This is a genomic window from Paenibacillus intestini (assembly GCF_030803945.1).
GTDB classification, from domain to species: Bacteria; Bacillota; Bacilli; order Paenibacillales; family Paenibacillaceae; genus Paenibacillus; species Paenibacillus polysaccharolyticus.
Genome location: NZ_JAURUN010000001.1, coordinates 405,629 through 431,747, shown reverse-complemented (window position 1 = coordinate 431,747; position 26,119 = coordinate 405,629). Strand labels below are relative to the sequence as shown.

Genomic DNA, 26,119 nt, shown 5'->3' with positions numbered 1-26,119 from the left:
AAAATAAACCTATGTCCTCAAGGCAGCATCATCATGCTGTCATGGGCATAGGTTTGAAACATTTGAAATAGGCATTTTATGCTTAGCATTAAACCCGGCAATGCGGATTCGTTCAAATTTCCATCTTTTCGTGACTCATCCATAATTTCATACGGGATAACACATCTTTGATATTCAACGGTTTACTGAGGTAATCCGTGGCTCCGGCAGCGATACATTTTTCCCGGTCTTCTTTCATCGCTTTTGCTGTGAGTGCAATGATGGGAATCTGGGTCAGACCGAGTTTCTCTCGAATCCGACGGGTGGTTTCATATCCATCCAGTTCTGGCATCATGATATCCATAAGAATAACATCCGGTCTGAGACCTCCCTGCTCTAACAGCTCCAGACATTCCGTTCCATTCTGAGCAGAGGTCACTTGCATACCGTATTGCTCCAATGCATTTGCAAGCGCATATACGTTACGAATGTCATCATCCACGACAAGAATCTGTCGATCCCTGAATAACGATTCTTCCAAAGGCGTTAGCAAAATCTCCATATTCTTCAGTTCCGGCTCCACATGAGGTGATGAAGGGTTGATACGTTCTTCTGCTGTAGCACCAACTGTCTCATAAACAAACAATCTTGAACTTTGCTCCTCCTGCGGAACCTCGTGACCTTTTCTATACAGCGGAAGAAACAGCGTAAACACACTGCCTTGGCCCAATCGGCTCGTTGCCGAAATTGAACCGCCAAGTAATGAAGCCAGTGATTGAGAAATGGACAGCCCTAGCCCCGTACCGCCATATTTACGAGCCGTTACTCCATCAGCCTGTTTGAATGCCTCAAAGATCTGGAGAAGTTTATCCTCCGCAATACCGATCCCCGTATCACTAACGGAAAAAGCAATGACTTCGGTTTCTTGACCGGCGTGTTCAGGGTCAGTCAGACGCACCTGAGAAATGGTTAGGGCCACTTCCCCTGTGCTGGTGAACTTAAACGCATTCGAGAGCAGATTTCTAAGAATCTGGTGCATCCGCATTTCATCGGTTTCAATCGTAGCCGGAAGAGGACCTTGTAGCTGAATACGAAAATCTATTTTTTTCTGTTCAGCCGTTTTCAAGAAATACTGATTCATCACTTCAGGCAACATGTCGAGGTAAACATCATCAAATTCCACTTCCATCTGTCCAGCCTCAACCTTCGACAGATCGAGAATATCGTTAATCAAGTTAAGTAAGTCTTTGCCCGATCTGTGAATAACGGCTGCATAGTTCTGCTCCTCACTGCTCAAATGATGATGTTTGTTTTCCGCCAATATCTCGGACAGAATCAGCATGCTGTTCAGAGGTGTGCGCAGCTCATGCGACATATTAGCCAAAAATTCGGATTTGTATCCCGAACTGATTCGCAGCTGATGCGCAGTTGCTGCAAGTTCATGGACCGCATTCTCAGCCGTACCCTTCTGACTCTCCAAGCGTTCATTTAACATATATAACTCTTCCGTTTGCATCTGCAATTCTTCTGTCTGAGATTGCATCTCCTCGGTTTGAAGTTGCAACTTCTCGGATTGTGCCTGTAACTCTTCGTTCAATACTTGCGATTCATCGTAAAGGTGCTGTAGTTCCATCCGCGTAACTGTAGAATGAAGCGAAACTCCGAAAATGACCGTTAATTCCTTGATCAATTCCATGGCCTTCTCGGTTAATGGCTTCATGGAAGCGAGTTCTACGACAGCAACGGTCTTTCCTTCAAACAGGATGGGTACAACGGTAAGCGAACTCGCTGAGGCATGGCCCAGACCGGACGAGATGCGAATGTAATTCTGTGGTAAATCATTCATTCGTAACACCCGCTGCTCAATCGCACTTTGACCGACTAACCCTTCACCAGGGGCAAGTGATATTTTCCCGAGCGAGCGTTCCTTCTCCCCATCTCCTGCATAGGCTGCCACCCGAAACAACCGATTGTCCTTCCAGTAATACAACACGCTGTACGGAATCTCCAACATCGTTGCAAGTTCACTCAGGAACAAACGTGATAAACCTTCTAATGTGGTAGGGTTTTGGAAAAGAGTAGCAACACCTGTAAGTTGATCCTTCACCCGGTTTTGCTCCTGCACTTCATCCAGTAGTTGATTCGCTTCATGTGCGAGATCAGCGACTTCATCCCGTGTTCTTACACGTATCCGCTGTTTGAGGTTACCGCCTCTGGAAATATCGCTAATCGTGTGCTTTACCTCTTGAAGCGTTCTAACAATGTTGCCTGATACAATGAAAGCCGCGGCGATGGATAGTGCTGCAATCAGCCCCCACAAGGTGTACATGATTGTCAGCAAAGTCGAACTCCGGTTCGCCAAATCCGTCACCCTAGCTTCTGTAAGCAAAATTTCGGTGTTGCGGAAGGTAGCCAGCTGGGAGCGAAGCAGATCGATTTCCGTTTTCCCCGGATCGGACTGAAAAAAAGCGAGAACCTTATCCTGATCGCCTTCCTTCTTGAGCTGTACGGATCGTTCACCAGCAATTTCAATCCAACGGTTGATATGGGATTTAATATTTTGCAAGTTTTGCTGTTGTGCCGGATTATCGCTAATCAAGGCGTATAACTGATCGTAATTCGTATTCCACTCGGAAAGACCTTGATCATAAGGTTGCAGATAACTTTCCTTTCCGGTAAGCATGAACCCGCGCTGTCCCGTTTCCATATCGAGTACGTTTTTCTCAATCGCGTTGGTCAGATTATGTACGTCCAGATCATGATGACTAATAAAATCATTTTCCTTCTGCAACACATCGATTTGGGCCGAAAGGATCAGTAGTACTACACCAAATAAGAGCACAACCACAAGATAGCCCAATACAATTTTGGAGCGTATCGTAAATCTTCTCGTTTTAGACAACGTGAAACCCTCCAAATATAGACGAATGCTGAATCGTTGCATGAAATCTGTTGCATTAGTATTTTATATGTATAGATATCAGCTGACAAGAAAAATATGTGATTACATAAGAAAAACGACCTGCTTTGCAGGCCGCTTTTCCGGGACTTTATTCATAGATATTTATAATTGACACAATATAGGAGTTTAAAATCAGTTTAAGCCTTTGGTGCAATCATTTTAGCCGGGTCTACATATTGATCGAATTGTTCCTCTGTAAGAAGTCCGGTTTGTAACGCAGCTTCCTTCAGGGACAAACCTTCTTTATGTGCAAGCTTAGCAATTTTAGCTGCATTCTCATATCCAATATGAGGATTGAGTGCAGTGACCAGCATAAGCGAGTTATCCAGATTGTGTTTGATCTGATCCAGGTTCGGCTCAATACCCACAGCACATTTGTCATTAAATGCAACGATGGAGTCAGCGAGCAACTGTACAGACTGCAGGAAGTTATAAATGATGACAGGTTTGAATACGTTCAGTTCAAAATTACCTTGGCTTGCCGCGAATCCAATCGCCGCATCGTTACCCATCACTTGTGTCACAACCATCGTGATCGCTTCGCTCTGTGTCGGATTCACTTTACCTGGCATAATCGAGCTGCCCGGCTCGTTCTCAGGGATACGAATCTCACCGAGACCGCTACGTGGACCGCTTGCGAGCCAGCGTACGTCATTGGCAATTTTCATCATATCCGCTGCAAGCGCTTTTACTGCACCGTGAGCATACACCACTTCATCATGGCTGGTCAGAGCGTGGAATTTGTTTGGCGCAGATACGAAATCTTTACCTGTATGCTTACCAATCTCCTTGGCTGTAAGATCACCGAAGTCAGGATGCGCGTTAATTCCTGTTCCTACAGCCGTACCCCCAATCGCAAGCTCCTTCATGTACTCTACGCTTTCGCGGATCATACGTTCACTCTTACCCAGCATAGCTTCCCAGCCGCTAATCTCTTGCCCAAGCGTAATCGGCGTTGCATCCTGAAGGTGAGTACGTCCAATTTTGATGATATCCTTAAACGCTTCCACTTTTTCCGCAAAAGTCGCTTTCAACACTGCAATCGCTGGCAACAACTGATCCTCCACCGCAAGAACGCCCGCGACATGCAGCGCTGTTGGGAAGGTGTCATTGGAGCTTTGCGACATATTAACATCATCATTCGGATGTAGGCGCTCTTCTTTACCTTTTTGCTCCAGCAGCTGGTTACCCAGGTTAGCAATAACTTCATTCACGTTCATGTTGGATTGAGTACCGCTACCCGTCTGCCATACCACGAGTGGGAAGTGATCATCAATACGTCCTGCAATAATTTCATCAGCAGCATAAGCAATCGCATCTGCTTTCGCCGCTGATAATTTGCCTAATTTATGATTACTGGCCGCAGCACTTTTCTTCAAAATGGCGAGAGCTCGCACCAATTCCATCGGCATATGCTCGCGTCCAATAGGGAAATTTTCCTTACTGCGCTGCGTCTGAGCGCCCCACAGCCTGTCGGCTGGTACTTTCATTTCGCCTAACGTATCTCTCTCAATGCGGTATTCCACTTGCTTGTCCTCCTCCAAAATGTTGGTCTGGGTCTCTACAAAGCTTGTGTATCTCGTCATATTATACATGATTTACGAACAGGTTTTCACCTTTTCGACAAAATTGTAAGCGTAGCGCAAAACGAACAGGTCAGAAGCAAGTTCAATCTATCCCGTTTTATTTTTGAGCAGCAATCGGATACAAACGGCTGGTTTGTTCATAGAGTTCACCTGGTTGTAATCCAACGAGACCACTCTCTTCTGCGGAAATCCCTTCCACATTCGGAGCATTAACCAGATTCATCTGTGGTTCCGGACAGAAAAATTCATTGCAGGCATTGTTGTTCCAGATCATCCAATGTTTATAGGACGTGCCTACATCGTACACCAGTTTGTCTCCTGTGCGATGATCTGTCAGTTCCATGTAATTGCGGCCATTTTGCGGCTCGGCGGTATAGTGGTTATCCATCGCTGCAAAAAACGGACTAACTCCGCCCTGTTTAAGCTGCTCTTCCTCCGGTGTAAACGGTTGAAATTGTCCTGTCGGTAGCGAACGCTCGTTTAATTCACGGCGCTGGCCAATCGTCACTTTGGCTGTATAATCCGAGGACTGACTGTCCGGAGCAAAAGGAACTTTGATCGCTGTATGGAAAGCAAACAGGTTCGGCATATATTCTGTGCCCGTATTGTTCACAATTAACTGCTGCTGCAGACCATGACTGCTCAGAGAGTAACGAAGCGTTACACTGAAGGTGAACGGCAAATATTTGTAAAAAGCATGGCCTTCTCCAATGTTTTGGCTGAGTGTGACATAACTCTCCAGATCATTAGAACCGAATCCCTCAACCGTCCACGCCACATCATGCAAAAATCCGTGCAAATGGTTGCCTGTCGCGGGTTCATTAATCGGTAGTTGATAGACTTTTCCATTCCAAGGGAAACGACCGTCTTCATATCGATTAGGAGGAGACAGAATCGGAATACCGTACACGGCAGGAGCCGCCATGAATTCATCCATCTGATCCTGATCCGGTTCGCGCAGGTAGCTGTATCCTTTTTCCGTATCCCGAAAAGCTACCAGGTTCGCGCCAACGCTTGGAATCACCGCCGCTTCAAATGAACCAAAGCATAGCCATACCGCGGGAATGCCGCCAAATTGCTCTTCAAACGCTGTATTCTGTTGTGTCATCGTTATATGTACCTCCTGCATACTAAGGTTATATTATACGGCTCGACTATATCATGATTGCGCCTAAAAGAACAATCTGAGATCGAGAACAAATTAAACAGGCAAGCGCAAAACAAAAAGACAGCTGTACGATCAGCTGCCTTGATCACTCTTTGTTGGTCTTCATCGCTCTTCAACTCACTCACGAGTAACGGTCTATGTTTTCTCATTCTACATACTTACCCTGCTTGGGTACCGTATCTTCTTCAAAATGCATGTCGAGATGCCGGAGTGATTCATGTAACATCTCCCCGCTTAACACATGTCCATGCCCTGTCACAACCGTTCTCGGCTCCAGTTGCCTGATACGCTGAACCGATTCATGTGCTTCCTCCCAATTCGTTGTAAAATACGCTGGAGGGCCGTGTAACTGTTTGTCCTGAAGCAGAACACTCCAGAGCGACTCCTGTTTGACCGAGACAATCGCATCACCCGCAATCAGTAATCGATCTGCTTCGCGGAACAAGGATATATGTCCCGGTGTATGACCTGGCGTATGAATCCAGTTCCACCCCTTTGTGCCGGGCACCGTATGATTTTGGGGTAGACTGAATATCCGATCATCCAGATTAATGGCTTCGTTCGGATACGTAAAAGACAACTGCGCCATGAGGCCTCCACCCACAGAAGGATCTGCTGGAGGATAATTTTTCAAACCTGTGAGATAAGGTATTTCAAGTGGATGCGCGTACACCGGCACTCCCCAGAATTGCTCCAGTTCAATTACCGTTCCCACATGATCAAAATGACCATGCGTTAAAATAATGGCAGACGGCGGACCTTGAAAACGCTCGGTTGCCACCTCAACAATGTGATTCGTGAATTTTGACATTCCTGTGTCCACGAGGACCCAGCTCCTGCTTCCCGGTTTTCCAATGAACACGACATTCACAAAAAGGGTACGCAAGCTCAAAATATCAGGAGCAACTTCCTCTACGCTGGTCATTCCTGATGTAATCAGATTGTCAAATGCCATTCACGGTTACCTCCCATCAGGCGAATTGTCTCTCTGGTTTAGTTCATCTCGTAGACTTCCCTTTTCTGGAATATCTATTCGGAATCTCGGAAATAAAAATAGACGGCGGACACCCTTCCCAGGGCACACACCGTCTAGTATAGTCAGGTAACTCGGACAATAGAACAAGAATATTTACTTTACATTAAGCCGGGTAAGCATCCAAGGCTGCATCCAGCAATTGATTGTACAAATCATCATCATTTTCGAGCAACTCGTCCATTTTCAGCAACTCTTCCTCATCACCCGACTGTTCCGTGAAGTGCAAGCTGTAGTCCCAGTCCTTGCCGTTCTTGCTCATAAACGTAATTTCATATACGGATTTATCACCATCTGTTTTGAACACCGTGCTACCTACGAAACTTTTTTCATCCTCACGACGCATTTCTGCGCGAATAATTTCAATACTCACTTTTATACTCTCCTTTAATCTCTCGTTTAAAGCCTCACTTCAATAAATCTTCGATTCAAGCGTCCAAAAAACTCCCTTTTGGTGCTTTTCTCCAACTTTCTGGCAAAGCTGTTTGGTAATTATTATTGGTTAATTGTACAATATATATCGTAGCAACGTATACATTATTCAATGAAGGCCCTATGCTGAATCCTCATAAACTTCAAAGAGGACTATAATAGACCGCCAGCTACGATATTCATATCACATTGGAGGAAAAAATAGCATGAACAATTTTGAATCAAATCTGCAACAATATGCTGAACTGGCTGTCAAAGTAGGTGTCAATGTCCACCCTGGACAAACGTTAGTCGTAAATGCGCCAATCACGGCAGCTCATTTTGTACGATTGATCGTTAAGGCTGCGTACAACACGGGTGCAAAACTGGTCAAAGTCAACTGGAGTGACGAAACGGTTACTCGACTTCACTATGATCTGGCGCCGGATGAGGCATTCTCGATCGAACCAAAATGGTTCGCAGCTGAAATGACAGAGCTTGTTGAAGAAGGCGCGGCAATCTTGCATGTCATCGCGGAAAATCCGGATCTGCTGAACGGAGTGGCACAGGAGCGCATCGTAACCAGTCAGAAAGTGCGCGGCAAAGCGCTGGAGAAATATCGTGCCTATCAAATGGCTGATAAATTCAGCTGGTCCATCGTAGCTGTCCCTTCTCCTGAATGGGCTGCTAAAGTATTCCCGGATCTGCCTGAAGCGCAGCAAGTAGACCGTCTGTGGGATGTTATTTTCAAAACGGTACGGATTGGTGAAAAAGATGCTGTCGCTGAATGGAAAACTCACCTGCAGAACCTTGACTCCCGCGCAGATCTGCTGAACAGCAAAAAATATAAAAAACTTCACTATACCGCGCCAGGTACAGACTTAACCATCGAACTTCCAGAAGGTCACATCTGGGTATCCGGAGGCAGTGTAAACGAGCAAGGACATGTGTTTATTGCCAATATGCCTACAGAGGAAGTATTTACTGCACCGCTGAAAACCGGTGTGAATGGTACTGTTCGCAGCACAAAACCGCTTAGTTACGGTGGCAATCTGATTGACGGCTTCTCCCTCACATTTGAGAATGGACGCATTGTTGATTACACTGCTGAGCAAGGGCTTGATGCACTGAAGAACCTCGTCGAAATGGATGAAGGTGCACATTATCTGGGTGAAGTTGCCCTTGTTCCACATCAATCTCCAATTTCGGATACGAACATTCTGTTCTACAATACCTTGTTTGATGAGAATGCATCCAATCACTTGGCGATCGGAAATGCGTATGCTTTCTGTCTGGAAGGCGGCAAGACGATGTCTAAGGAAGAGTTGATCGAACATGGCATGAACTCCAGTCTGACTCACGTTGATTTCATGATTGGTTCCGGTGAGATGAACATCAATGGTGTCACTTCGGAAGGTGCGGAAGAACCGATCTTCGTGAATGGAAACTGGGCATTCTAATATGCTCCATGCATAGAGAGGAGATTTCTCCTCTCTTTTCCTGTGTCTGAATTGTACTCATATTTAAAGATTATGGAGGGACATTCGATGTTGAGTTTTGAACAAAAGCTGGATCGATACGCTGCACTCGCTGTCAAAGTTGGGGCAAACGTGCAACCGGGGCAGATTTTTGTCATCAATGCCATGATTGATGCAGCACCACTTGTGCAACTATTGGTACGTAAAGGATATGAAGCCGGGGCCAAACAAGTTATCGTGAAATACTCCGATGAAACGGTCAACCGTCTTCGCTTTGAAATGGCTCCTGAGGAGTCCTTCGATGAACTTCCCAAGTGGCATGCGGCAGAGATGGAGGAACTCGCAGAGAATAATGCCGTTTTTCTGACAATTTTATCTTCCAGCCCGGATTTGATGAAAGGCATTGATCCGGCTAGAATCTCGGCGAACCAGCGCTCCTTTGGTCAGGCGATGGCTAAGTATCGTCAGTATCTGCAAGCTGATAAGATGAGCTGGACGGGCATTGCTTGCCCTTCACCGGATTGGGCGGCCAAGGTGTTCCCTGATCTCCCACAAGCAGAACAGATGAATCAGCTCTGGGATGCGATCTTTGCCGCTGTACGCGCGGACGTTGAAGATCCAATCGCTGCGTGGGAACAACATATCGAACGTCTGGAGTCACGAGCCGTGGCGCTCAATAACAAGAAGTACCATGCACTGCATTACATCTCCCCAGGCACAGATCTCACGATTGAGCTCCCTGAAGGACATATTTGGGCGCAGGCTGGTAGCGTAAACGCACAAGGTACACCTTTTGTAGCCAATATTCCAACGGAAGAAGTGTACACCGCTCCAGCGAAATACGGTGTGAACGGCACAGTGGCGAGTACCAAACCGCTAAGTTACGGCGGTAGCATTATCGATCGGTTTACCCTCACATTTGAGAAGGGGCGGATTGTGGACTTTCATGCAGAGGAAGGTCAGGAAACGTTGGAACGCCTCATCTCCATGGATGAAGGTTCTCATTATCTTGGCGAAGTTGCGCTTGTACCTTTCCACTCTCCAATCTCAGAAAGCGGCATTCTGTATTATACAACGCTGTATGATGAGAACGCATCTTGCCATCTGGCAATTGGCAGTTCGTACGCTTCCAATATCGAAGGAGGCAAAACGATGTCTCCCGAAGAGCTTGCGGAACGCGGTATGAACTCCAGCATCACTCATGTTGATTTCATGATGGGTTCTCCTGAGACAGATATCTATGGCATTACAGCGAGTGGAGACCGTGAACCGATTTTCCTGAAAGGAAATTGGGCGTTTTAAAAAAACTTTTATATTGAACAGGCGATTTTGCTGCCATGGATTCCATGGTTTGCAAGATCGTCTGTTTTTTCTTTTTCAGCAAACATCAAACAGGGTCGGAACTCCCTCTTTTCAGGACTGTAAACAGGTCTATCGGACATTGTAACGTTTCCATAATCTGTTGTAAAATGTAATGATACCAATGTTTGTGGACTGTTGACCAGAAAGGAGAACACCATGGCCAATCGGCTCCAGCTTTTACTCGCATCCGATTTTCATCAATTAGGATCTGTACTTCAGGAAGAGGTCTATTATGAATACTACAATATGGTGTATGGATTAATCGTATATATCATTAAGGAACGTACAGCGGCAGAAGATATTATTCAGGAAGCATTTATTAAAATCATTAAAAACAAACCCCTCTTCGAAGACGAGGTTAAACTTAAAGCCTGGCTCAAAGTAGTCACCCGGAATACCGCAATAAATTATTTGAGAAAAAATAAAAATAACCGTAACCAACTGGACACGGACAGTGTTTTTATAGATATAGAGACGATGAATCAAACCGCTGTTTCGGTGGAAAACATAGTTGAGACTCAGATGATGCAAGAATCCATCGAGCGTTACCTTTCTCAGCTGAAGCCGGAATACCGCGTTCTGGTTGAGTTACGGTGGAAAGAAGGCTTTTCTTATCGGGAAATTGCTGAATTGTTAAGCACCACAGAAGACATTGTGAAACAGCGATTATTCCGGGCACGTGGTAGTATCAAGAAGAAATTACATAAGGAATGGGGTGGAAGCATTGAGCAAAGGCAAGCTAAATAAGCTTGAACATCAATTCGATTCAGGTCTTGAAAATGAATACTTTGATGCAGCGTTTGAGCAGGCATTTGATGAAGCTTTCCAGCAAGCTGCCTCTACCCCTTCCGCCTCCCGTACAGAATCCATGCAGCAATCCTGGCAAAAGATACATAAGGAGATCGAAAGAATTGGCGCACGTAAACGTAAAATACGCACCTTCAAGCTATCGGGCATCGTGGCAGCTTCTGTGACCATTGGAGCCGTTATTTTCAGTCTGCCCTCGGGAACACAAGCCGTATCTCCTATTGTTCAATCGATCAAGGATTGGAGTAATGGCATGAAATCGATCATGGTTGAGGATAAGTCTGTAAATCTGAGTCCCGATCCCTCAACCGCCAAAACACCGCCACCACCTGACCTTGAATCGAGCACAATTATCCATGATGAAGCGGAAGACATTCCTGCCTTTGAACTCAACAAACATGTTTTCCGCCCCGTTGCGGTTACGGAAAAGATCGCTCGTGATGGATTTATCGGTGAATTTATTATATCCAAAGCCATTCCTGCCCGTTTTGACAAGATAAAATATGAACTCGTACTGGATACAGAGAATCCCGTCAATCCTGACAACTATTACGAGTCCGATATGATGAGGGTGAAATACTCCATCCAGGGTAAAAGTGATACAGACGAGCTTATCCAGTTCGATTATGAATACGTTAAGCCAGGGCAGTCTCTTGAGAAAACATCACTGCAGAAAAGCACTGTTGTGAAGCTTGCAGATGATAGTGAAGCACTCATGTATGTGGGACCCCCCTTCAATTCTATTCAGTGGATGACAGGTTCTCTAAGTATGAGTCTGTTTGGAACCGTGACTGAAGAGGAGATGATTGCAATCGCCAACGATTTTCTGGAGCAAAATTCTCCTGCCAAATCAAAATAAATTAAAACAATACACTAGGTGATGTATGTGTAGACTGATCCGATGTCATCCCATCATGAGCAGTATGAACACTAGTGACACGATAATAATAACCGGATGTGATCTCCCAATCCGAATTGGATCGAAGAAGATTCGTTTGGGTCTGTGTTGAGGAGCTACCTGCGAACGTTACCCAAGCTGTGCCTGTCCAGCGCTCCAATCGATAATTCACAGACAAGGTTTTCATGTCTTTGAATGTTCTAGTCGCTGTTTTTACGATGGCATGAAGTCCGTCTCCGCGTGTTAATGTACAAGTCGCCTGATAGATATGTACGGGTTTGGCAGCCCTTGATTGGAGGAAATACTCCTGAGGTTCGAGTGGCGGCGGAGCAGTGCGCGCTCCCGACGTCACGTTGATGATCGGACTTGCAACTGCGGACGATTCTGAAGGCAGAACAAGAATAACTGGCGCAGTCAAAGCCAGAATCAGACCTACTTTCAAGATTGGCGTATGGCATATTTGTCTGCTTCGTCTTAGGATATTATGCATCTTCATTCCTCCCCAGCCTTGTTTTAATTTTTGGTGTAATCTATTAAACGGACGGAATGGATAACTGGTTTCAAAAAAATAAGGACGCCCGATGGTTCAATCGGTAGCGTCCTTTCATCATTTTCCAGATTAACAAAAACGATGAAACCTAAATTAATCCATCTCGTATGATGAAGAATAGGCTTTGTTCGGCGGAATCTAAATCTACTTTATGCAGGTAACATCATCATCGTCTAATTACCTGATTCGAACGATTTGTTTTTTCTCTATAGCATATACCTGATCAGAGACGTTCTCGACCAAACGAGCATCATGTGAGATGAAAATAATCGTGCCTGCATAACTTTTCATTAAATGCTCTAGCGCCTCCATTGCAGGAAGATCAAGAAAATTACTCGGCTCATCCATAAGCAAAACATTGTATCGGCCAAGCAACAACTTCGCCAGCTGCAACTTCATCATCTCGCCGCCACTTAATACCGCCAACCGCTTGCGCACATCATGCGGAGAAAACCCTAGAGATGCTAATACAGCTCGAATCTCCGGCACTTGATAGTCACAGTTCTCATGTATGAATTCGATGACGGCCTGATGGTGGTTAAGTGTGTATGCTTGTTGTGCAATATAACCGATCTCTGCCTTAGGCGATATGATGATGCCCTGTTCACGGTTTAAGATCATGTTAAGCAACGTTGTTTTTCCTGCACCGTTCGCACCTGTCAGCGCAATCTTACCCCCAAGAGGGAATTGAAAAGACGCGTTCTCCAAAATGACAGTCTCACCAAATACTTTGTTCATCTCATTTCCTATAATCGGAAATGGATTGTGAAGTTCTAACGCATGACTCTGACGAAAGTGAATCGTACGATTCGCCTCCGGTGCTTGGACATCCCCTAACGCTTCAATGCGTTGTTCCATATTTTTAGCGGCTTGATGAAGTTTCTTCTGTTTACTCCCCACAGATTTCTGATGAGCAAGTCTGCCACCGTGATCAGAGTTGTTTTTCCTTGCAGCCCCTTTCTCTTTCTGATCGACTTTCCGAGCCTGATTCCTTTTTTCAGTTATCGCTTTTTCCAGTCGTTCTCGTTCATTCACATATTGCTGATACTGGATTTCCTGCTTTTTCTGGTTTTCATTCTTCTGAGCCAAATAATCGGAATATCCACCCCAATACTCCGTAATCTTCCCATCCTTCAGTTCCCAAATTTTATCAACCACTTGATCAAGAAATTCCCGATCATGACTGATAACCAGCAACGCTCCCGTATAAAAAGAGAGCTGATGGATCAAGAAATGGATTCCTTCCGAATCGAGATGGCTCGTGGGCTCATCTGCAAAAATGCCGTGCACTGAACTGGACAAAGCCTGAGCAATTTTCAGCCTTGTTTCCTGTCCGCCACTCATCTGCTCAGCATCTAAGCGGTCTATTCCAAGCTTACCCGCTAATGCATAATCCACATCGCTCTGAGCCCCGCCCTGCTCCATCTGCGGGATATAAGAAAAACTGCCATTCCTCACAACTTTCCCGTAAGATTCGGGAATCTCACCCAGTAACACTTTTAACAATGTGCTCTTGCCCGCCCCATTGGCGCCAACCAAGCCGATCCGGTCATATTCATAAAGCTCCAAATGTTCAATATTGAATACCTCACGGCCCGCATATTCCACAACAATCTCTTTTGCTTTAATTAATATACTCATCATGAGTTCCTCCTTCAAAAATCGCAGTTTTCACGTTCGCAGGATGACCTGCGATTTAAGAAGGGGGATTATATAAAGAAATACCAATGCATATATCTCATGAGGTCTTCCCTCCTTTCTATGTCAAGCATTTTGGATGTAATAAAAAATGCAGATCCAAGTCCACTGTGGACTCAAATCTGCATTACTCACGTATAGAAGACACTTCGAATCAGCATAGCACAAATAAACTACCCCATTCGAAACCTATGTCTCTCCATACGTAAAATAAGCAAATCAAAAAAGCCCACGATTGTGGTAAAATCCGCTTTTTTTGACCTGCTTATCGAAGCCGTATGGAATGAATCATAGGAACGAGCCTCCTCTTCTTTTATTGAATTGAATAATACCATGAGGTTCTTACAGCGTCAACCTGAAGCAGCATTTGGTTCCAGTAATCTGTTGCGACTTCAATGGAATATGTTTTTTTTCTCACAACTGCGGTTTGAACATGACCATTTAATCCAATTGTCCATTGAGTTTTGCTTTAAAAACGATAATTGCTAAGCCAATAATTAAAAATAACCACCCTAAAGCAGATAATGCTTTGTTGGTAGTTCGATAAGGATACCCCCAATTCGGCCCTCCTGTATATTTGGTTGTTACGATTAATAATAACAAGCCAATCGCCGCAACCACAATGCCGGCTAGAATAATGTAATCCATATTTGATCTCCTCATTCAATGAAAATAAAAGAACCCTAAGAAAAAAATAGTACCGATGTCATCTTTGCTTGGCAGGAACATTCAAACGGCTCCTATTAGCTTCATGACAACTATAGTTATAGCTGGAACAATAGAGTTTATTGAATTAAAAATCCAGTGTACGATTATATTTGACCATATATTTTTATATACGAGGTATATCACAGCAAAGTATGCCCCTATGATCATATAAGGAATCGTTTGTATCCAGTCGCCATTAAAATTATTGATATGAATTAGCCCGAATAAAATCGAAGACACAAAAAACATCAACAATTTTAACAGGGTTGAATTAAATTTTCCGAATAATAAATAACGAAAGGTCAACTCCTCAGCGAATGGAGCAATAAAAGGCTGAATTGAACCAATTAACATCATACTAACCATCGCGTTAGATAAACTATATGTATCATTAACAGACAAAGGTTTATCCATAAGAGAACGAGTTAAACTTAAAATTCCAAAAGCGCCGAGCACAAGTAAAGCGTTGAAAAACAATTTTATCCATAGTTTATTTTGTTTGTAGTGTTTCCATTGGGAACTTAAGAAATCTTTATACAGCCATATCATAACTAGAAAGCCTGTAAGAAAGATACCCAAACTTAGAGTTATGCCTAATAGTTGATTTTTCTCTAAGGAGAATTGTCCTAATACTGTGCCAAGTAATATCTCTATAGGTATGATAGATACCCCTATAAAGTCCTTTTTGTTCCATCCAATCCTATTACTCACGTTTATCAGTCCTCGTATAAAATTCATCGTGCCCACTATTGTTTATTCATATAGAATATAAATTCGATATTCTATATAATTCCACAAAATTTTAAAAAATAATCTTGTTAGAGAACTTGAATTGATGCTATTCTTCTCCAGAGAGCACTATTTCTCAGGGAAGTTAAATTTTGCTATATACATGCTATAGCATGTAAAGGATATTATAATGAACATGGGATGTCAATAACACCCCTTTGACAGACCTAATTTTAGATATCTTAAACGATTCTAAAGTACGCGTTAACTCACGAGAAGATGTTATAACTGACTAGGCTACGGCTCTAGGACACGCACTCAACTGTCTAAAACCATACACAAAAAAGCCGCTAAACAAGCGGCCTTCTTGTGTAGAACCCAAATTATAGACTTCGAAACCTTTGTATCTTAAAGGATAAATATAATACATTTGAGAAGCTATGCCCCTGCATCTTCAACGAGCATTTCAAGCTTCATCACATGTACACGCGAGATTCGTTTGTGTTCCGTCTCCTCAATAATAAACAGATATCCATCATACTCCACGGATTGGCCAATTTCAGGAGGAATCGCATCCACTCTGGAATATAACCAGCCGCCAATCGTATCGTAATCCGTTCGATCCATCTCGATACCGAATCGTTCACTAACTTCTTCAATCAGCATTAATCCGTCAATCGAGTATTCCATCTCATTCACTTGTTCAATGGTCGGACGTTCCTGATCGAATTCATCCTGAATCTCACCAACAATCTCTTCCATGATATCTTCAAGCGTGACCATGCCGGAGGTTCCCCCGTATTCATCGATCAGAACAGCAATTTGTGTTTTGCTACGCTGCATACGCTTGAGCAGATCACTAATTAACGTCGTATCAGGCACAGCCAGAATCGGACGAATCACGGATATGGTTTCTGTTAACTGTGAACGCATCAGATCCTTAATGTGAATAAAGCCGATAATATGGTCCTTGTCTCCGTTATATACCGGATACCGGGTACGCATGCTTTCGCTCGCAATCTCCATATTTTCCAGCATGGACTGATTGGCGTTGAGACAGATCATTTCCGTCCGCGGAATCATGATTTCACGGGCGGTTGTATCCGTAAAATCAAATATATTATCAACAAGTGCTAATTCAGTGTTATCAATTAAACCGCTCTTATTGCTTTCTTTCATGAGAATACGTATTTCATCTTCACTATGCGCTTCATCCAGTTCTGAAGCAGGTGCCATCCGAAACAATCTGAGCAAGGCATTAGCCATGCCGTTCAGCACCCAGATAAAAGGATACATCAATTTGTAAAAGAAGGTCAGCAGTGCCGCAGACCACAGTGTAATGGCCTCTGACTTGCGGATTGCCATCGTTTTGGGAGCCAGTTCACCCAGGACAATATGCAAAATCGTAATAATGACAAACGCAATGACAATCGAGATGCCATGCACATATACCGGACCCAGTCCAAATGCCGTAAATACAGGCTCCAGCAGTCGTGCAATGACGGGCTCTCCCAGCCATCCAAGTCCTAGTGAAGCTAACGTAATGCCTAGCTGACAAGCTGACAAATACGCGTCCATATTACGAATAATGTTTGACGCATATTTCGCATTTCGATTACCCGCTTCTACTAAAGCCTCAATTCGGCTACTCCGCACCTTGACCATTGCAAATTCTGCCGAGACAAAGAAACCATTCATTAATACCAGTAAACCAATTAAAAACAAGCTCATAATACTCGGTAAGGGGTCACTCAAATGTTCTTCCTATTCGCCGTTATCGTTCGGCAAATAGGTCCACCTCCTTCGAAAATGTAGGATATTAGCCATTCTGCCGTTCATATGCAATTTCAACTTCCCAATGCTTCCACCTCCTGCTGTTTGCGCCATAATAACATGGATATACTTCTTTTATTATATAATTCTACACTACACAGTCAATCCGTGTCCTATGACACCTAAAAGGCCAAATCGACAAAATTCGTTTACAAAAGTAGTGATTTCGCTGTTTTATTCACATTTTATGAATTCAGGAAGTCCTTTAAATCTCACATAGCATCTTTTCAGCCGGATTCCAGCGCCAACTGGATTGATGATTTTTTCCAATAAGCAATCCGCCCACCCAATATTCATCCTCTCTGAAGGTAGTCCAGTCGACTTCACCATTCATTACCTGAATCCCGAGTTCGGTCAGAGACAATACAGCATCACGAAATGCTTGATCATACTGGTTATACTTCGGAAAACTTGCCGCTCCTGTCATGCGGATAAGTGCAGCTGGCCCTTCCGACATCCGCTTCAGATGTGCCCAGTATTCCAGATCACCCATGCCGAGCACATGCAACTTATCTCCTACCTTACGAAACAGGTCGTACGGACGATGAATACCTGCTCTGATGGTTTCCAATGTGGTCTGTTCAATACAACCCAAGCCATTGGTTACGGAAGGCAACCTGGACAGATGCGCCTCGAATGCTGCTTTTGCAAATGGGAGTTCATTCATTCCGGACTTTAAGTATTCTTGATGCAACCAACTGTCAGATGAACTGTACGCTTCCCAGAACTGTTTTCCAGCCTGAAGTTCCTGTTTTTCAATGACATGCCAGTTGCCTGACAAACTTCCGATCTGCTTGGGAGTAAGCTGTCCCAGTCCTCTGAAATGCTCTACCTCGGGGTACGAATCGATGCAAAGGAGATTCAGACGTATGTTCTGTAGATCTTGTCCGCTAAAATAATGTAGCAAATAGGATAACATCGTTTGATCATAAAGGTCATACTCGAACCATAACACAATCTCTTTATACTGCTGTAACGAGCGAAGCTTCTCATCTAATGACTCAATCTGCAAATACACCTTCTGCGGTATGCCCAGTTCCTCTTCCAACACAACAGCACGATGCTGACGTGCGCTCCTGTCCGCCATAGCTGTAGTTACAGGACCATACGTGTACAATTCCCTCCAAACGAGAATGTCTCCTTGTATACCGCTTTCCCGTAAGCGATTGGCCGCATGATCACCATTCATAATATGCAACATGCCTTTTCCTCCTTCATGAAGTTCATTGAACACGGATGCCAGATTTCGTATAGGCAGTGAACGCTTGAGTTTTGTTCGGGCATCAAACAGCCTTTTCTTTAATGCAGATACATTCACATCAAGAAAGTCCGATATTTCTTTGAGCGTGTAGCCTTGAAAATAAAACAGCTCAACCACAACTTGCATCGATGATGGCAACTGGGCAATTGAACGACGTAGCGTTTCCTGCAACTCCTTCTGGATCGCTTGAGCTTCTGGATTACGGGTCTGATCTTCTTCAAGGAATACAGTCTCTACTTCTTGCATAGGAACCACCGAATGCCGCTTGCGTCTGAGCCAGCGATAACATTGCCTTTCAACAATGATTTTGAACCATCCCGGAAAAGCTTCCGGCTTCTCCAATTTGAACAGATTGGCAAATGCTTCGGTAAACGCCTCCTGAACAACATCCTCCGCGCCATATGCATCCTGTAACTGCTGATAGGCCACGGCAAGTGCCATTCCTCGAAAATGCGTCACCAGTTGTTCATAAGCTTCCGTTTCTCCCTGTATTGCTCCTTCAATCCATGATTTCAATACCGCGGACTCCCTTCATCTGTCGTTCATTACTGTCTGAACTTGTATATCTATTGCTTCACTTTTGTGTTCTCATATGTAAGTGCCTTGAACTCTTGATTAGGTTACTTTATTTTCGACTACAAATGCAAAAGCCGTCCTGTCTGCAGATGAGAACTGCAGTCAGGACAGCATGGATAGACTTATGTGTTGGTATTAACGGAGAATTAACGTCTGCTTGGCGCTTGTGGATAGTTGCCAACAACGCCAGGATATTGATACAGCAATGGCTCATCAAACGTTGCATAGTCGAAGTTAACCATCAGCAACATGATTCTTCTGCCTGTTTTAGGATCACTGATAATGATGTGGTCACGTCCAGCTGCTTCGATAATCCCTTGGAAAATACGAGCATTCCACTCTTTGTTTCCTTCGTATGTCATGTAGAATGTACCGAATTTACCCAGGTTCAAACGCAAAATATTTTCAATGTATGATTGCTCAAACTGTGGAGCTGTAGTGGAAACGACCGTTCCTGACGGTGTCATTGGGCTTCCGCTGGATACGAGTGGCGGTACGCTGGTGGAGCTAGGAGATACCATACCAGGTGTTGGTGCCATCGACGGCATGCCATTACCGACTTTGTAAGCCGTTCCCTGAACTTGAGAATTCGCTTGTGTCCCTAATACTGAATTGGCTTGTGCGCCCAATACGGAGTTGGCTTGTTGCCCCATAGTTTGAGTTGGTTGATAAGGTGTGTTAATCACAATAATTCCTCCCTGAATATGAAAATTGGTAATGGATTAATAGACGTCCGGACAGTCTTCCCCGGTTGGACTAAAGAAACAATGCGCCTTGAAACGTCCCGTGTTGGGCTGGTTATACCACGTCGCCGGACAATCTCCAACTGGTCTGAAAAACCATAACGAGTTGCTCGCCGGCCAGAAACGCTCTCCGTTAATGACCCGTTGTGCCAACCGAATCTCGGATTGTCTCGCCCGCTGATAGAAGTATCCCTTCTGCGTCGACTCAAAGCCTCCCGGATTCTGAAAGACCATGCGGTTCATATCACGAATGTTGCCAAAATCCAGGCAGTCCGCCAGCACACGATTCACGCCAACATTGCCTACCAGTAGCATTCCTTGCTGCCCATCTCCTTCGGCCTCTGCCCTCATCAATCTGGCCAGCAGTCTGACGTCTTCCGTGTTGGCCTTAATTACAGCCATTTACTGATCCCTCCCATGCAGCAACTGTTCATCACCGTACATCGTATTGTGCAGGAGCCTATTCGGTGACACTATTCCAGATTTTTTCCACAAAAAAAGCCCGGAACCTCACGCGAGGTGAAGTCCCAAAGCCTTTTCTAACTAACACAAATAAATTTTACTATGCTCATGAAACCCGTTAAGGTTTGGCTTCAATCCAGTAATCATAAGCATGGACCAGATTGCCTTTGTAAGCCTTGTATTTAGAGAGCAGGTCTGGCAGTTTGATGAGCTGACTCTCCATCTCCTCGGCTCCTTTTTCGTGAAATGAAATATGTGTACCTTCAAAATTTTCTTTCATTTCGACGGAAATGAGCAGTCGTTTACCCAGACGATCTGCAATCTCCATTTCCTGACTTACGACTGCAGCGATCCCGTTAGAGCCTTCTGCAGTGTTACGGAATGCCATCAAGGATACATGATCAAGCGTATCAATCATGAACTCGGTAACAGAGATATCCTTTCCTGGTAGCGGGTAGGTATCCAGCCACACCGCAAGATCCACACTGGTTTCAAGGTTGCTGTCTTTCTTCGTTTCTTCTTGGAAATAGGCAATATTCGATGCCCACTCGGTCAGCAACGTATTCCGCTTAGCCTCCCATTCGGGCAACGTATAAGGCTCGATATCCAGATGGATGCCCTCGAACCGCTCATCCGGTTCCACTTCGGCATTGTAGTTTTTTACATAATCGATCAGTCGTTTGATCCGAGGACGATTCTCCTTTTTGCCCCAGATCGGATGTCCGCCCATCGCATGAACTTCGATCCCCTGAGCTTTCGCTCTTTTTACAAAACTGCGATAACTGGAGTAGCGCTGATCCAGATCAAGCCGTACGTATAACCAGTTAATCTTTTGCTGCTTGGCAAAAGCCAGAATGTGGTCGCCGCCATCATCCGTCACTTGTGAAGCCTCCCAGATATAAGTGCCGCGAATTTCAGGTGCACTCGCAGGAGGGGTCACTGGTTTCTCTGGCGGTGTCTGTTCTCCTGGCTCCAGTTCCCCCCAATACGTCAAATCATGGACAGCTGAACCGGCATAGGACGTATGTTCCCGAAATGCAGTTGCGACCTCTTGGAGCGCATTCTCCAGCTGCGCTGAGCCTTTGCCCGCAAAACTGGTAAACTCTTCACCTGGCATCGGCTTGGTGTTTACTCCCACGGTAACACTTGTCCCGCTCGCGTCTGCCCACTGCATCTCCTGTTCAATTAAACGAATAATTCCGTTACTTCCTTGTGCATTATCCCGGTAAGCAAGCAGGGTCACATTGTCTACATTTTGAATAAACCAGTGTGACAATGCTTCGTTATCTGCATCATCTGCTGTACGATCACCCTTGACCGTGTATGAATCGAGCCAGAAAGGCAGATCTACATGCACGGCTATTCCGCCATCCTGTTTGGCCTGATTTAAAACCATTTTCATATTACTGATCCAGGATTGCACCAATGGTTTGGCGTCTTCCTTCCATGCAGGCAACACGTATGGTTTAACATCCAGATGGATTGCATCAAAACGTTCACTTGCTTCCACCGCCTGATTGTAATCCTGCACCCATGAAGTTAATCGAAGCATCGGACCCTCGCGGCCTTGAACACCCCAGGAAGGGTCGCCACCCAGTGCCTCAATGGCAATACCTTCACGATCCGCTTTGGCAATAAATGCTCGATACACCTCTTTGGATATGGTCGTGTCTACGTTTACATACAGCCGATTAATCTTATGTTTAGCCGCATTTTCCAGCAGCTCATCTCCTGCACTCTTAACAGACTGTGCCTGCCATACCCAGGCAGCCCGTATATCCACATCTTCAGCTGTAGCAGGTGACTTGATCCCGATCATTATCATTCCTCCGATCAGTAATAACAGCCAAAATACTTTCCGGGACGTTTTCCCGAACATACACTCCCTCCATTCCTGTTCTGTTGTAAAATCACATTCATTATAGCAACCGAGTTATCAAAAACAAATAAGCCCAAGTGCTTAACTTGGGCTTATTCCAGCTTCGAGGAACATCGAAAGACCGGCTTCGGGGCGATATCCCGGTTCTAGTCCTCATATATCATTTTTCGGGTCATGCCTCCATCAACTACGAGATTAGTCCCTGTGACAAAGGTATTAGCAGGGTCGGACAAATACAGACAGGCCCTTGAAATATCCGATGGCACCCCCACCCGACCGGATGGATGCTGCTCGTGGTCTTCCGCTTTGAGTTTGGACACATCTCCAGTCTCAATCCAGCCGGGACTGATACAATTGACCCGAATTTGGTCCTTACCAAGTGAGACTGCCATCGCATGTGTCAGCGCTGTAATTGCACCTTTTGATGCGGCATATGCCTCGCTATTCGGCTCAGACATTAGTGCACGGGTCGAAGCCATATTTACGATGGCCCCGCCATGTTCATTTTTTTTCATATGCCGGGCCGCCTCCCGACTTGCCAGAAAACAGCTTCTAACATTCGTATTGAGCACATCGTCCCATTCGTCCACCGTTAGCTCATAGGGCGATTCCCACCTGGACACTCCAGCATTATTCACCAGTACATCAACCTGCTTGAACTCTTTCACTGTGGTATCGAATAGCTGCTGAATATCTTGCTCTTTCCGCACATCACACTGCACAAAGATCGCTTCGCCGCCCTCATTGCGGATCGAGGCCGCTGCCGCCGCTCCCTCGGCTTCCTGAACATCGGCAAGCACGACTCTAGCCCCGGCAACCGCATAAGCTTCCGCCACACTTCGTCCAATTCCCTGAGCCGCTCCCGTGACAACAACAACTTGATCTGTAAATGACATGACCATATTCCTCCTCTGATAAGACTCTCTTTTTAATTTGATATACTTATTACCTCGTTCTTTTCTTATCGATTTCCACTAACTCTATACTTATATACAAACACGTTCGCCCCTTTAAGAAACGCTTGTCCCCTAATACGTCAAAAAAAGCTTACGCCATTCGGGCGCAAGCTACTCCATTTTCAACTTCTTTTAACCTCGTACACGTTCAGTGTACAGACGATTCGTGCGTTCAAATCCAATATACCGGGTTCCCTTGAAGGAGAGCCGTCCTTCATCCCCTTCGGCACACATACCATACTCTTCACCATTCACTTTGAATTCCAAGCGGTCACCGCTCTCTACTTCAAAAGTGACGTAATACAACGTTCGTGCGGCATTTGTGGTGCCGGATTCGGAAGGCGTCTGGCTCATCTTTACCCGTCTGCTAGTGATGCGAGAGTGTACAGTCAGCAGAGGCTCTGCATTATTGCGCCCCCATCTCCATACTTCTTTGCCCATTGATAACAGCACGATACCCAGAATCAGGACAAATGCCACCGGAAAGACGGTTCCAAACAAATCAAACATCCAGGATGATTCAATGCCCATGTCTCTCCCCTCCGTTCATACTTGGGACAGCCGGAGTCTTGACCCGTGTTCTGTAATGTATATGCGGACGAACACAGAACTTGTTAATCTGATGAAATATTTACATCGTATATCTTAGGTGGAGCACCGATTATATTATGAACATACTCGGCCATGCTTAAACCGTTCTATAGCACAATTTATTATGCAGATTTATCTAAAGAATCAGGTTTGGGCTCAATCACGATATAGGAGTTGCGGGTGAAAGGAAGCCATGTGTTCCATAACGATTCCAGTTCATTTACGCTTATCTTTCGATTGTAATGCACTTCATCACAATTTCGCTTGAAATCCAGAGACTCTGCCAGATAAAAATGAGTTTCATCATACCCGACAACAGGCACAAAGTGCAAAAATCGCCGGTCCGAATGAACCCTGATGAACAGAATGACAGGCACGCCGCGGCTGATCTGCTTTCTTAACGTAGTGACATTACCACGCAAATACGTTGCAGAGTAGCCGAGTTTTTTGAAAAACACAATTATCGCTTTTGGATAAAAGGTGCCATCCAGTAATTTGCGCGGATACCTCCGATAAAGCTCATCTCCTTCGGATTCGATACCAAAATGTCTTAACACATATGCACTGGAAAATGCAGCACATTCGACGTTCTTCTGTACCTCCGTCCTATTGGGGGACGAAATGAAGTATGTAGAGGGTATTTTGACGCTGTACATATGATCTTTCTTTGGAAGACTATAATAGCGATAAATTAACCAGATGATTGCCAGCCATAAGATCATGTTGAATATCATTTCGAACCTTCCTCCTGCCAATCACTGGACAATAAACTGTACGTCACAATGTTCTCATAATGATCATATAACCACTGAGCCTGTCTGGATGTGCCTTCGTTTATAAATCCCCTCTTCTCAGGTATGGCTCTGCTTTTGATGTTGTTCTCTGCACATTGAATAATAATTCGATTTAATCTCAGATCATTAAACAGATATGTACTCAATTTTTGAATAGATGTTGTGATGATGCCTTTCCCTTGAGCCGATTCCGATAGGAAATACCCAATGCTCGTCACTTTATTTTTCCAATCGATATAATGCAAACCTATCATACCCACCAACTCTTCGTTAAACCATACTCCTGCATCGAAACCATTTCTTTCTTCGTAGTTACGTGTCCACATTTCAATGACAGTATCCAAATCCTCAGGAGATTGTCGTTTATCAACCCACAACAGCCACTTTCTTAGAATCACTCGGTTCTCATCAATTAAGGAGTATAGTTCATCTCGATCTTGTGATTGTATAAGCTTTAACTGAATAGAATCATTGACTTGAAAAGGGAGCATGCGAACCCTCCGATCATCCATATATGTTACGTTCTAAACATTTTTGTCATCGAGACATCCAACTTTTCTACCAGTTCGCTCTGACCCACTCTTCAATCTGTTTTGCCGCTTCCTCAGAAGACAAATCGGTTGTATCCACCGTTGGCATCGCCGGGTCAAAGGCTTTATCCGCGTTCTGCAACAACCAGTTCGCAAAATTACGATGATCTTCAATCGCATTCTCGTCCCAGCCACGTGCTTGTAATCGCATCTCACGCGTCGCATCATCACAATGCAGATTGACGTAATGAATACGATCAAATCGTTCAATATATTGGGAGGATGCAATATTTTCGGGTACCATCGTGCCGCATAGAACGGTACCTCTTCCGCTTAACGAGATGCTATAAGCAACGCGCAGCCAATTCTCTTTGGCAATCTGCCAATCGACATTGTTGATGATATCCATATCAAAGACGTCAAATTCAGGCAAAAGCTTGCGCACATGTGATGACACCGTTGTTTTGCCCGTACCGCTCGCGCCTGTGATTACAAATAAAGGTAGTTTACTCATTAGAATATTCCTCCTGTTGTCGTCTTATAAGCTCTAATCTCGCTGTGAATCGATAGAATGCCATTCCTCAGTCCTTAGGCCGTACATCACTCGATGTAGAAATCTCCCATTCAAAAACTCATAATCTCGTAGCTCACCTTCACGTTGAAAACCCAGCTTCTCGGGTATAGCACGACTTCTCCGATTGTCCGTTGCCGCACCAATCTCCACTTTATTTAATCCAAGCTTCTCAAAAGCGTGCTCAATCAGTACGTTGACTGCTTTCGTGATGAGTCCATTCCCCTCATATTCCTGACCAAGCCAATAACCAATCTCAGCCTTCCTGTTTTCAAGGTCAATATCACAATATCCAATCGAACCCGCCAGTTCGCCTCGAAACCAGATCCCTAACCAGTATCCTTCCTCCTGCGCGTAACGCAGACGAGTGCGTTCGATAAAACCCGCTGAATCCTCTTCAGTCAAAGTCATATCAGGAATCCTGAGCCAGGCTCCGAGATGTTCCCGGTTACGATCAATCAACTGAAATAACGCTGCTGCGTCATTGGATGTAAACAGCGAAAGGTACGCTGTATCCATACCACCTAAGGCGTGCTTAAACATGTTGAATCCTC

The 26,119-nt window shown here is 44.7% G+C and carries 24 protein-coding genes; 4 read left to right on the top strand and 20 right to left on the bottom strand.

The features are described from left to right. Positions 1-112 precede the first annotated feature (112 nt). The 5 genes from J2T16_RS01920 to J2T16_RS01900 form a co-directional block, all read right to left on the bottom strand. The gene (locus J2T16_RS01920) at positions 113-2,881 is read right to left on the bottom strand and encodes a CHASE3 domain-containing protein (protein ID WP_260510969.1); all 2,769 of its coding nucleotides are present in this window, start codon (positions 2,879-2,881) and stop codon (positions 113-115) included. Between the two features lie 197 nt (positions 2,882-3,078). Next, complete coding sequence (gene fumC, locus J2T16_RS01915) at positions 3,079-4,467, bottom strand: class II fumarate hydratase (RefSeq protein ID WP_090924818.1); 1,389 nt, start codon at positions 4,465-4,467, stop codon at positions 3,079-3,081. Between the two features lie 157 nt (positions 4,468-4,624). Continuing rightward, on the bottom strand, positions 4,625-5,635 hold the full coding sequence (locus J2T16_RS01910) for an aldose 1-epimerase (RefSeq protein WP_499017671.1): 1,011 nt from the start codon (positions 5,633-5,635) through the stop codon (positions 4,625-4,627). Between the two features lie 205 nt (positions 5,636-5,840). Next, positions 5,841-6,650 carry an MBL fold metallo-hydrolase gene (locus tag J2T16_RS01905; protein WP_499017670.1) on the bottom strand — a complete coding sequence of 270 codons (810 nt, stop codon included), beginning with the start codon at positions 6,648-6,650 and terminating at the stop codon, positions 5,841-5,843. A gap of 184 nt (positions 6,651-6,834) precedes the next feature. Next, positions 6,835-7,101, bottom strand: a complete 267-nt coding sequence (locus tag J2T16_RS01900; protein ID WP_253494269.1) for a hypothetical protein — start codon at positions 7,099-7,101, stop codon at positions 6,835-6,837. Between the two features lie 265 nt (positions 7,102-7,366). Between J2T16_RS01900 and J2T16_RS01895 the strand changes: the two genes are divergently transcribed. The 4 genes from J2T16_RS01895 to J2T16_RS01880 all read left to right on the top strand — a co-directional run bounded on the left by J2T16_RS01895 (position 7,367) and on the right by J2T16_RS01880 (position 11,645). Next, on the top strand, positions 7,367-8,599 hold the full coding sequence (locus J2T16_RS01895; RefSeq protein WP_221789463.1) for an aminopeptidase: 1,233 nt from the start codon (positions 7,367-7,369) through the stop codon (positions 8,597-8,599). 87 nt (positions 8,600-8,686) lie between these two features. Continuing rightward, positions 8,687-9,919: an aminopeptidase gene (locus tag J2T16_RS01890; RefSeq protein WP_221789462.1), complete on the top strand. Its 1,233-nt coding sequence runs from the start codon at positions 8,687-8,689 to the stop codon at positions 9,917-9,919. A 216-nt stretch (positions 9,920-10,135) separates the two neighbouring features. Beyond that, entirely contained in the window at positions 10,136-10,726 is a 591-nt protein-coding gene (locus J2T16_RS01885; protein WP_499017667.1) for an RNA polymerase sigma factor, read from the top strand. Next, complete coding sequence (locus J2T16_RS01880) at positions 10,704-11,645, top strand: hypothetical protein (protein ID WP_221789457.1); 942 nt, start codon at positions 10,704-10,706, stop codon at positions 11,643-11,645. Before J2T16_RS01885 ends, J2T16_RS01880 begins: the two co-directional genes overlap by 23 nt. Before the next feature lies 1 nt (position 11,646). Here J2T16_RS01880 and J2T16_RS01875 read toward each other — a convergent pair whose 3' ends face one another. From J2T16_RS01875 to J2T16_RS01805, 15 genes are all read right to left on the bottom strand, one after another. After that, entirely contained in the window at positions 11,647-12,174 is a 528-nt protein-coding gene (locus J2T16_RS01875; protein ID WP_499017664.1) for a hypothetical protein, read from the bottom strand. A gap of 237 nt (positions 12,175-12,411) precedes the next feature. Continuing rightward, the gene (locus tag J2T16_RS01870) at positions 12,412-13,875 is read right to left on the bottom strand and encodes an Msr family ABC-F type ribosomal protection protein (protein WP_499017662.1); all 1,464 of its coding nucleotides are present in this window, start codon (positions 13,873-13,875) and stop codon (positions 12,412-12,414) included. Positions 13,876-14,373: 498 nt separating this feature from the next. Then, positions 14,374-14,580 (bottom strand): hypothetical protein, encoded by a 207-nt coding sequence (locus J2T16_RS01865; RefSeq protein ID WP_154957315.1) that lies wholly within the window; start codon positions 14,578-14,580, stop codon positions 14,374-14,376. Positions 14,581-14,661: 81 nt separating this feature from the next. Beyond that, the gene (locus J2T16_RS01860) at positions 14,662-15,351 is read right to left on the bottom strand and encodes a CPBP family intramembrane glutamic endopeptidase (protein ID WP_221789454.1); all 690 of its coding nucleotides are present in this window, start codon (positions 15,349-15,351) and stop codon (positions 14,662-14,664) included. A gap of 456 nt (positions 15,352-15,807) precedes the next feature. After that, positions 15,808-17,100: a hemolysin family protein gene (locus J2T16_RS01855; RefSeq protein ID WP_221789452.1), complete on the bottom strand. Its 1,293-nt coding sequence runs from the start codon at positions 17,098-17,100 to the stop codon at positions 15,808-15,810. Between the two features lie 307 nt (positions 17,101-17,407). Beyond that, a complete protein-coding gene (locus J2T16_RS01850) occupies positions 17,408-18,979 on the bottom strand; it encodes a sigma-70 family RNA polymerase sigma factor (RefSeq protein WP_221789450.1) in 1,572 nt (523 codons plus the stop codon). Between the two features lie 206 nt (positions 18,980-19,185). Further along, the gene (gerQ, locus tag J2T16_RS01845; RefSeq protein ID WP_240037154.1) at positions 19,186-19,587 is read right to left on the bottom strand and encodes a spore coat protein GerQ; all 402 of its coding nucleotides are present in this window, start codon (positions 19,585-19,587) and stop codon (positions 19,186-19,188) included. A 174-nt stretch (positions 19,588-19,761) separates the two neighbouring features. Beyond that, positions 19,762-20,184, bottom strand: a complete 423-nt coding sequence (locus J2T16_RS01840) for a cell wall hydrolase (RefSeq protein ID WP_154890391.1) — start codon at positions 20,182-20,184, stop codon at positions 19,762-19,764. A gap of 178 nt (positions 20,185-20,362) precedes the next feature. Then, positions 20,363-22,123, bottom strand: a complete 1,761-nt coding sequence (locus J2T16_RS01835; RefSeq protein WP_499017658.1) for a hypothetical protein — start codon at positions 22,121-22,123, stop codon at positions 20,363-20,365. A gap of 146 nt (positions 22,124-22,269) precedes the next feature. Continuing rightward, the gene (locus tag J2T16_RS01830) at positions 22,270-23,019 is read right to left on the bottom strand and encodes an SDR family NAD(P)-dependent oxidoreductase (RefSeq protein ID WP_499017656.1); all 750 of its coding nucleotides are present in this window, start codon (positions 23,017-23,019) and stop codon (positions 22,270-22,272) included. Positions 23,020-23,211: 192 nt separating this feature from the next. Next, positions 23,212-23,610: a DUF2500 domain-containing protein gene (locus J2T16_RS01825; protein WP_499017654.1), complete on the bottom strand. Its 399-nt coding sequence runs from the start codon at positions 23,608-23,610 to the stop codon at positions 23,212-23,214. Between the two features lie 182 nt (positions 23,611-23,792). Beyond that, positions 23,793-24,404 (bottom strand): C39 family peptidase, encoded by a 612-nt coding sequence (locus J2T16_RS01820; protein WP_464677294.1) that lies wholly within the window; start codon positions 24,402-24,404, stop codon positions 23,793-23,795. Next, entirely contained in the window at positions 24,401-24,955 is a 555-nt protein-coding gene (locus J2T16_RS01815) for a GNAT family N-acetyltransferase (RefSeq protein WP_499017652.1), read from the bottom strand. The genes J2T16_RS01820 and J2T16_RS01815 overlap by 4 nt, the downstream gene beginning before the upstream one ends. Before the next feature lie 67 nt (positions 24,956-25,022). Then, positions 25,023-25,508 (bottom strand): AAA family ATPase, encoded by a 486-nt coding sequence (locus J2T16_RS01810; protein WP_499017650.1) that lies wholly within the window; start codon positions 25,506-25,508, stop codon positions 25,023-25,025. Between the two features lie 33 nt (positions 25,509-25,541). After that, a complete protein-coding gene (locus J2T16_RS01805) occupies positions 25,542-26,108 on the bottom strand; it encodes a GNAT family N-acetyltransferase (protein WP_499017648.1) in 567 nt (188 codons plus the stop codon). Positions 26,109-26,119: the final 11 nt, after the last annotated feature.

Excerpts from the sequence above, each read along its gene's own strand:
- J2T16_RS01910 (WP_499017671.1), bottom strand. The coding sequence starts at position 5,635 with ATGACACAACAGAATACAGCGTTTGAAGAGCAATTTGGCGGCATTCCC.
- J2T16_RS01905 (WP_499017670.1), bottom strand. The coding sequence starts at position 6,650 with ATGGCATTTGACAATCTGATTACATCAGGAATGACCAGCGTAGAGGAA.
- J2T16_RS01895 (WP_221789463.1), top strand. The coding sequence starts at position 7,367 with ATGAACAATTTTGAATCAAATCTGCAACAATATGCTGAACTGGCTGTC.
- J2T16_RS01890 (WP_221789462.1), top strand. The coding sequence starts at position 8,687 with ATGTTGAGTTTTGAACAAAAGCTGGATCGATACGCTGCACTCGCTGTC.
- J2T16_RS01885 (WP_499017667.1), top strand. The coding sequence starts at position 10,136 with ATGGCCAATCGGCTCCAGCTTTTACTCGCATCCGATTTTCATCAATTA.
- J2T16_RS01875 (WP_499017664.1), bottom strand. The coding sequence starts at position 12,174 with ATGCATAATATCCTAAGACGAAGCAGACAAATATGCCATACGCCAATC.
- J2T16_RS01870 (WP_499017662.1), bottom strand. The coding sequence starts at position 13,875 with ATGAGTATATTAATTAAAGCAAAAGAGATTGTTGTGGAATATGCGGGC.
- J2T16_RS01865 (WP_154957315.1), bottom strand. The coding sequence starts at position 14,580 with ATGGATTACATTATTCTAGCCGGCATTGTGGTTGCGGCGATTGGCTTG.
- J2T16_RS01855 (WP_221789452.1), bottom strand. The coding sequence starts at position 17,100 with ATGAGCTTGTTTTTAATTGGTTTACTGGTATTAATGAATGGTTTCTTT.
- gerQ (WP_240037154.1), bottom strand. The coding sequence starts at position 19,587 with ATGCCGTCGATGGCACCAACACCTGGTATGGTATCTCCTAGCTCCACC.
- J2T16_RS01840 (WP_154890391.1), bottom strand. The coding sequence starts at position 20,184 with ATGGCTGTAATTAAGGCCAACACGGAAGACGTCAGACTGCTGGCCAGA.
- J2T16_RS01835 (WP_499017658.1), bottom strand. The coding sequence starts at position 22,123 with ATGTTCGGGAAAACGTCCCGGAAAGTATTTTGGCTGTTATTACTGATC.
- J2T16_RS01830 (WP_499017656.1), bottom strand. The coding sequence starts at position 23,019 with ATGTCATTTACAGATCAAGTTGTTGTTGTCACGGGAGCGGCTCAGGGA.
- J2T16_RS01825 (WP_499017654.1), bottom strand. The coding sequence starts at position 23,610 with ATGGGCATTGAATCATCCTGGATGTTTGATTTGTTTGGAACCGTCTTT.
- J2T16_RS01820 (WP_464677294.1), bottom strand. The coding sequence starts at position 24,404 with ATGATATTCAACATGATCTTATGGCTGGCAATCATCTGGTTAATTTAT.
- J2T16_RS01815 (WP_499017652.1), bottom strand. The coding sequence starts at position 24,955 with ATGCTCCCTTTTCAAGTCAATGATTCTATTCAGTTAAAGCTTATACAA.
- J2T16_RS01810 (WP_499017650.1), bottom strand. The coding sequence starts at position 25,508 with ATGAGTAAACTACCTTTATTTGTAATCACAGGCGCGAGCGGTACGGGC.
- J2T16_RS01805 (WP_499017648.1), bottom strand. The coding sequence starts at position 26,108 with ATGTTTAAGCACGCCTTAGGTGGTATGGATACAGCGTACCTTTCGCTG.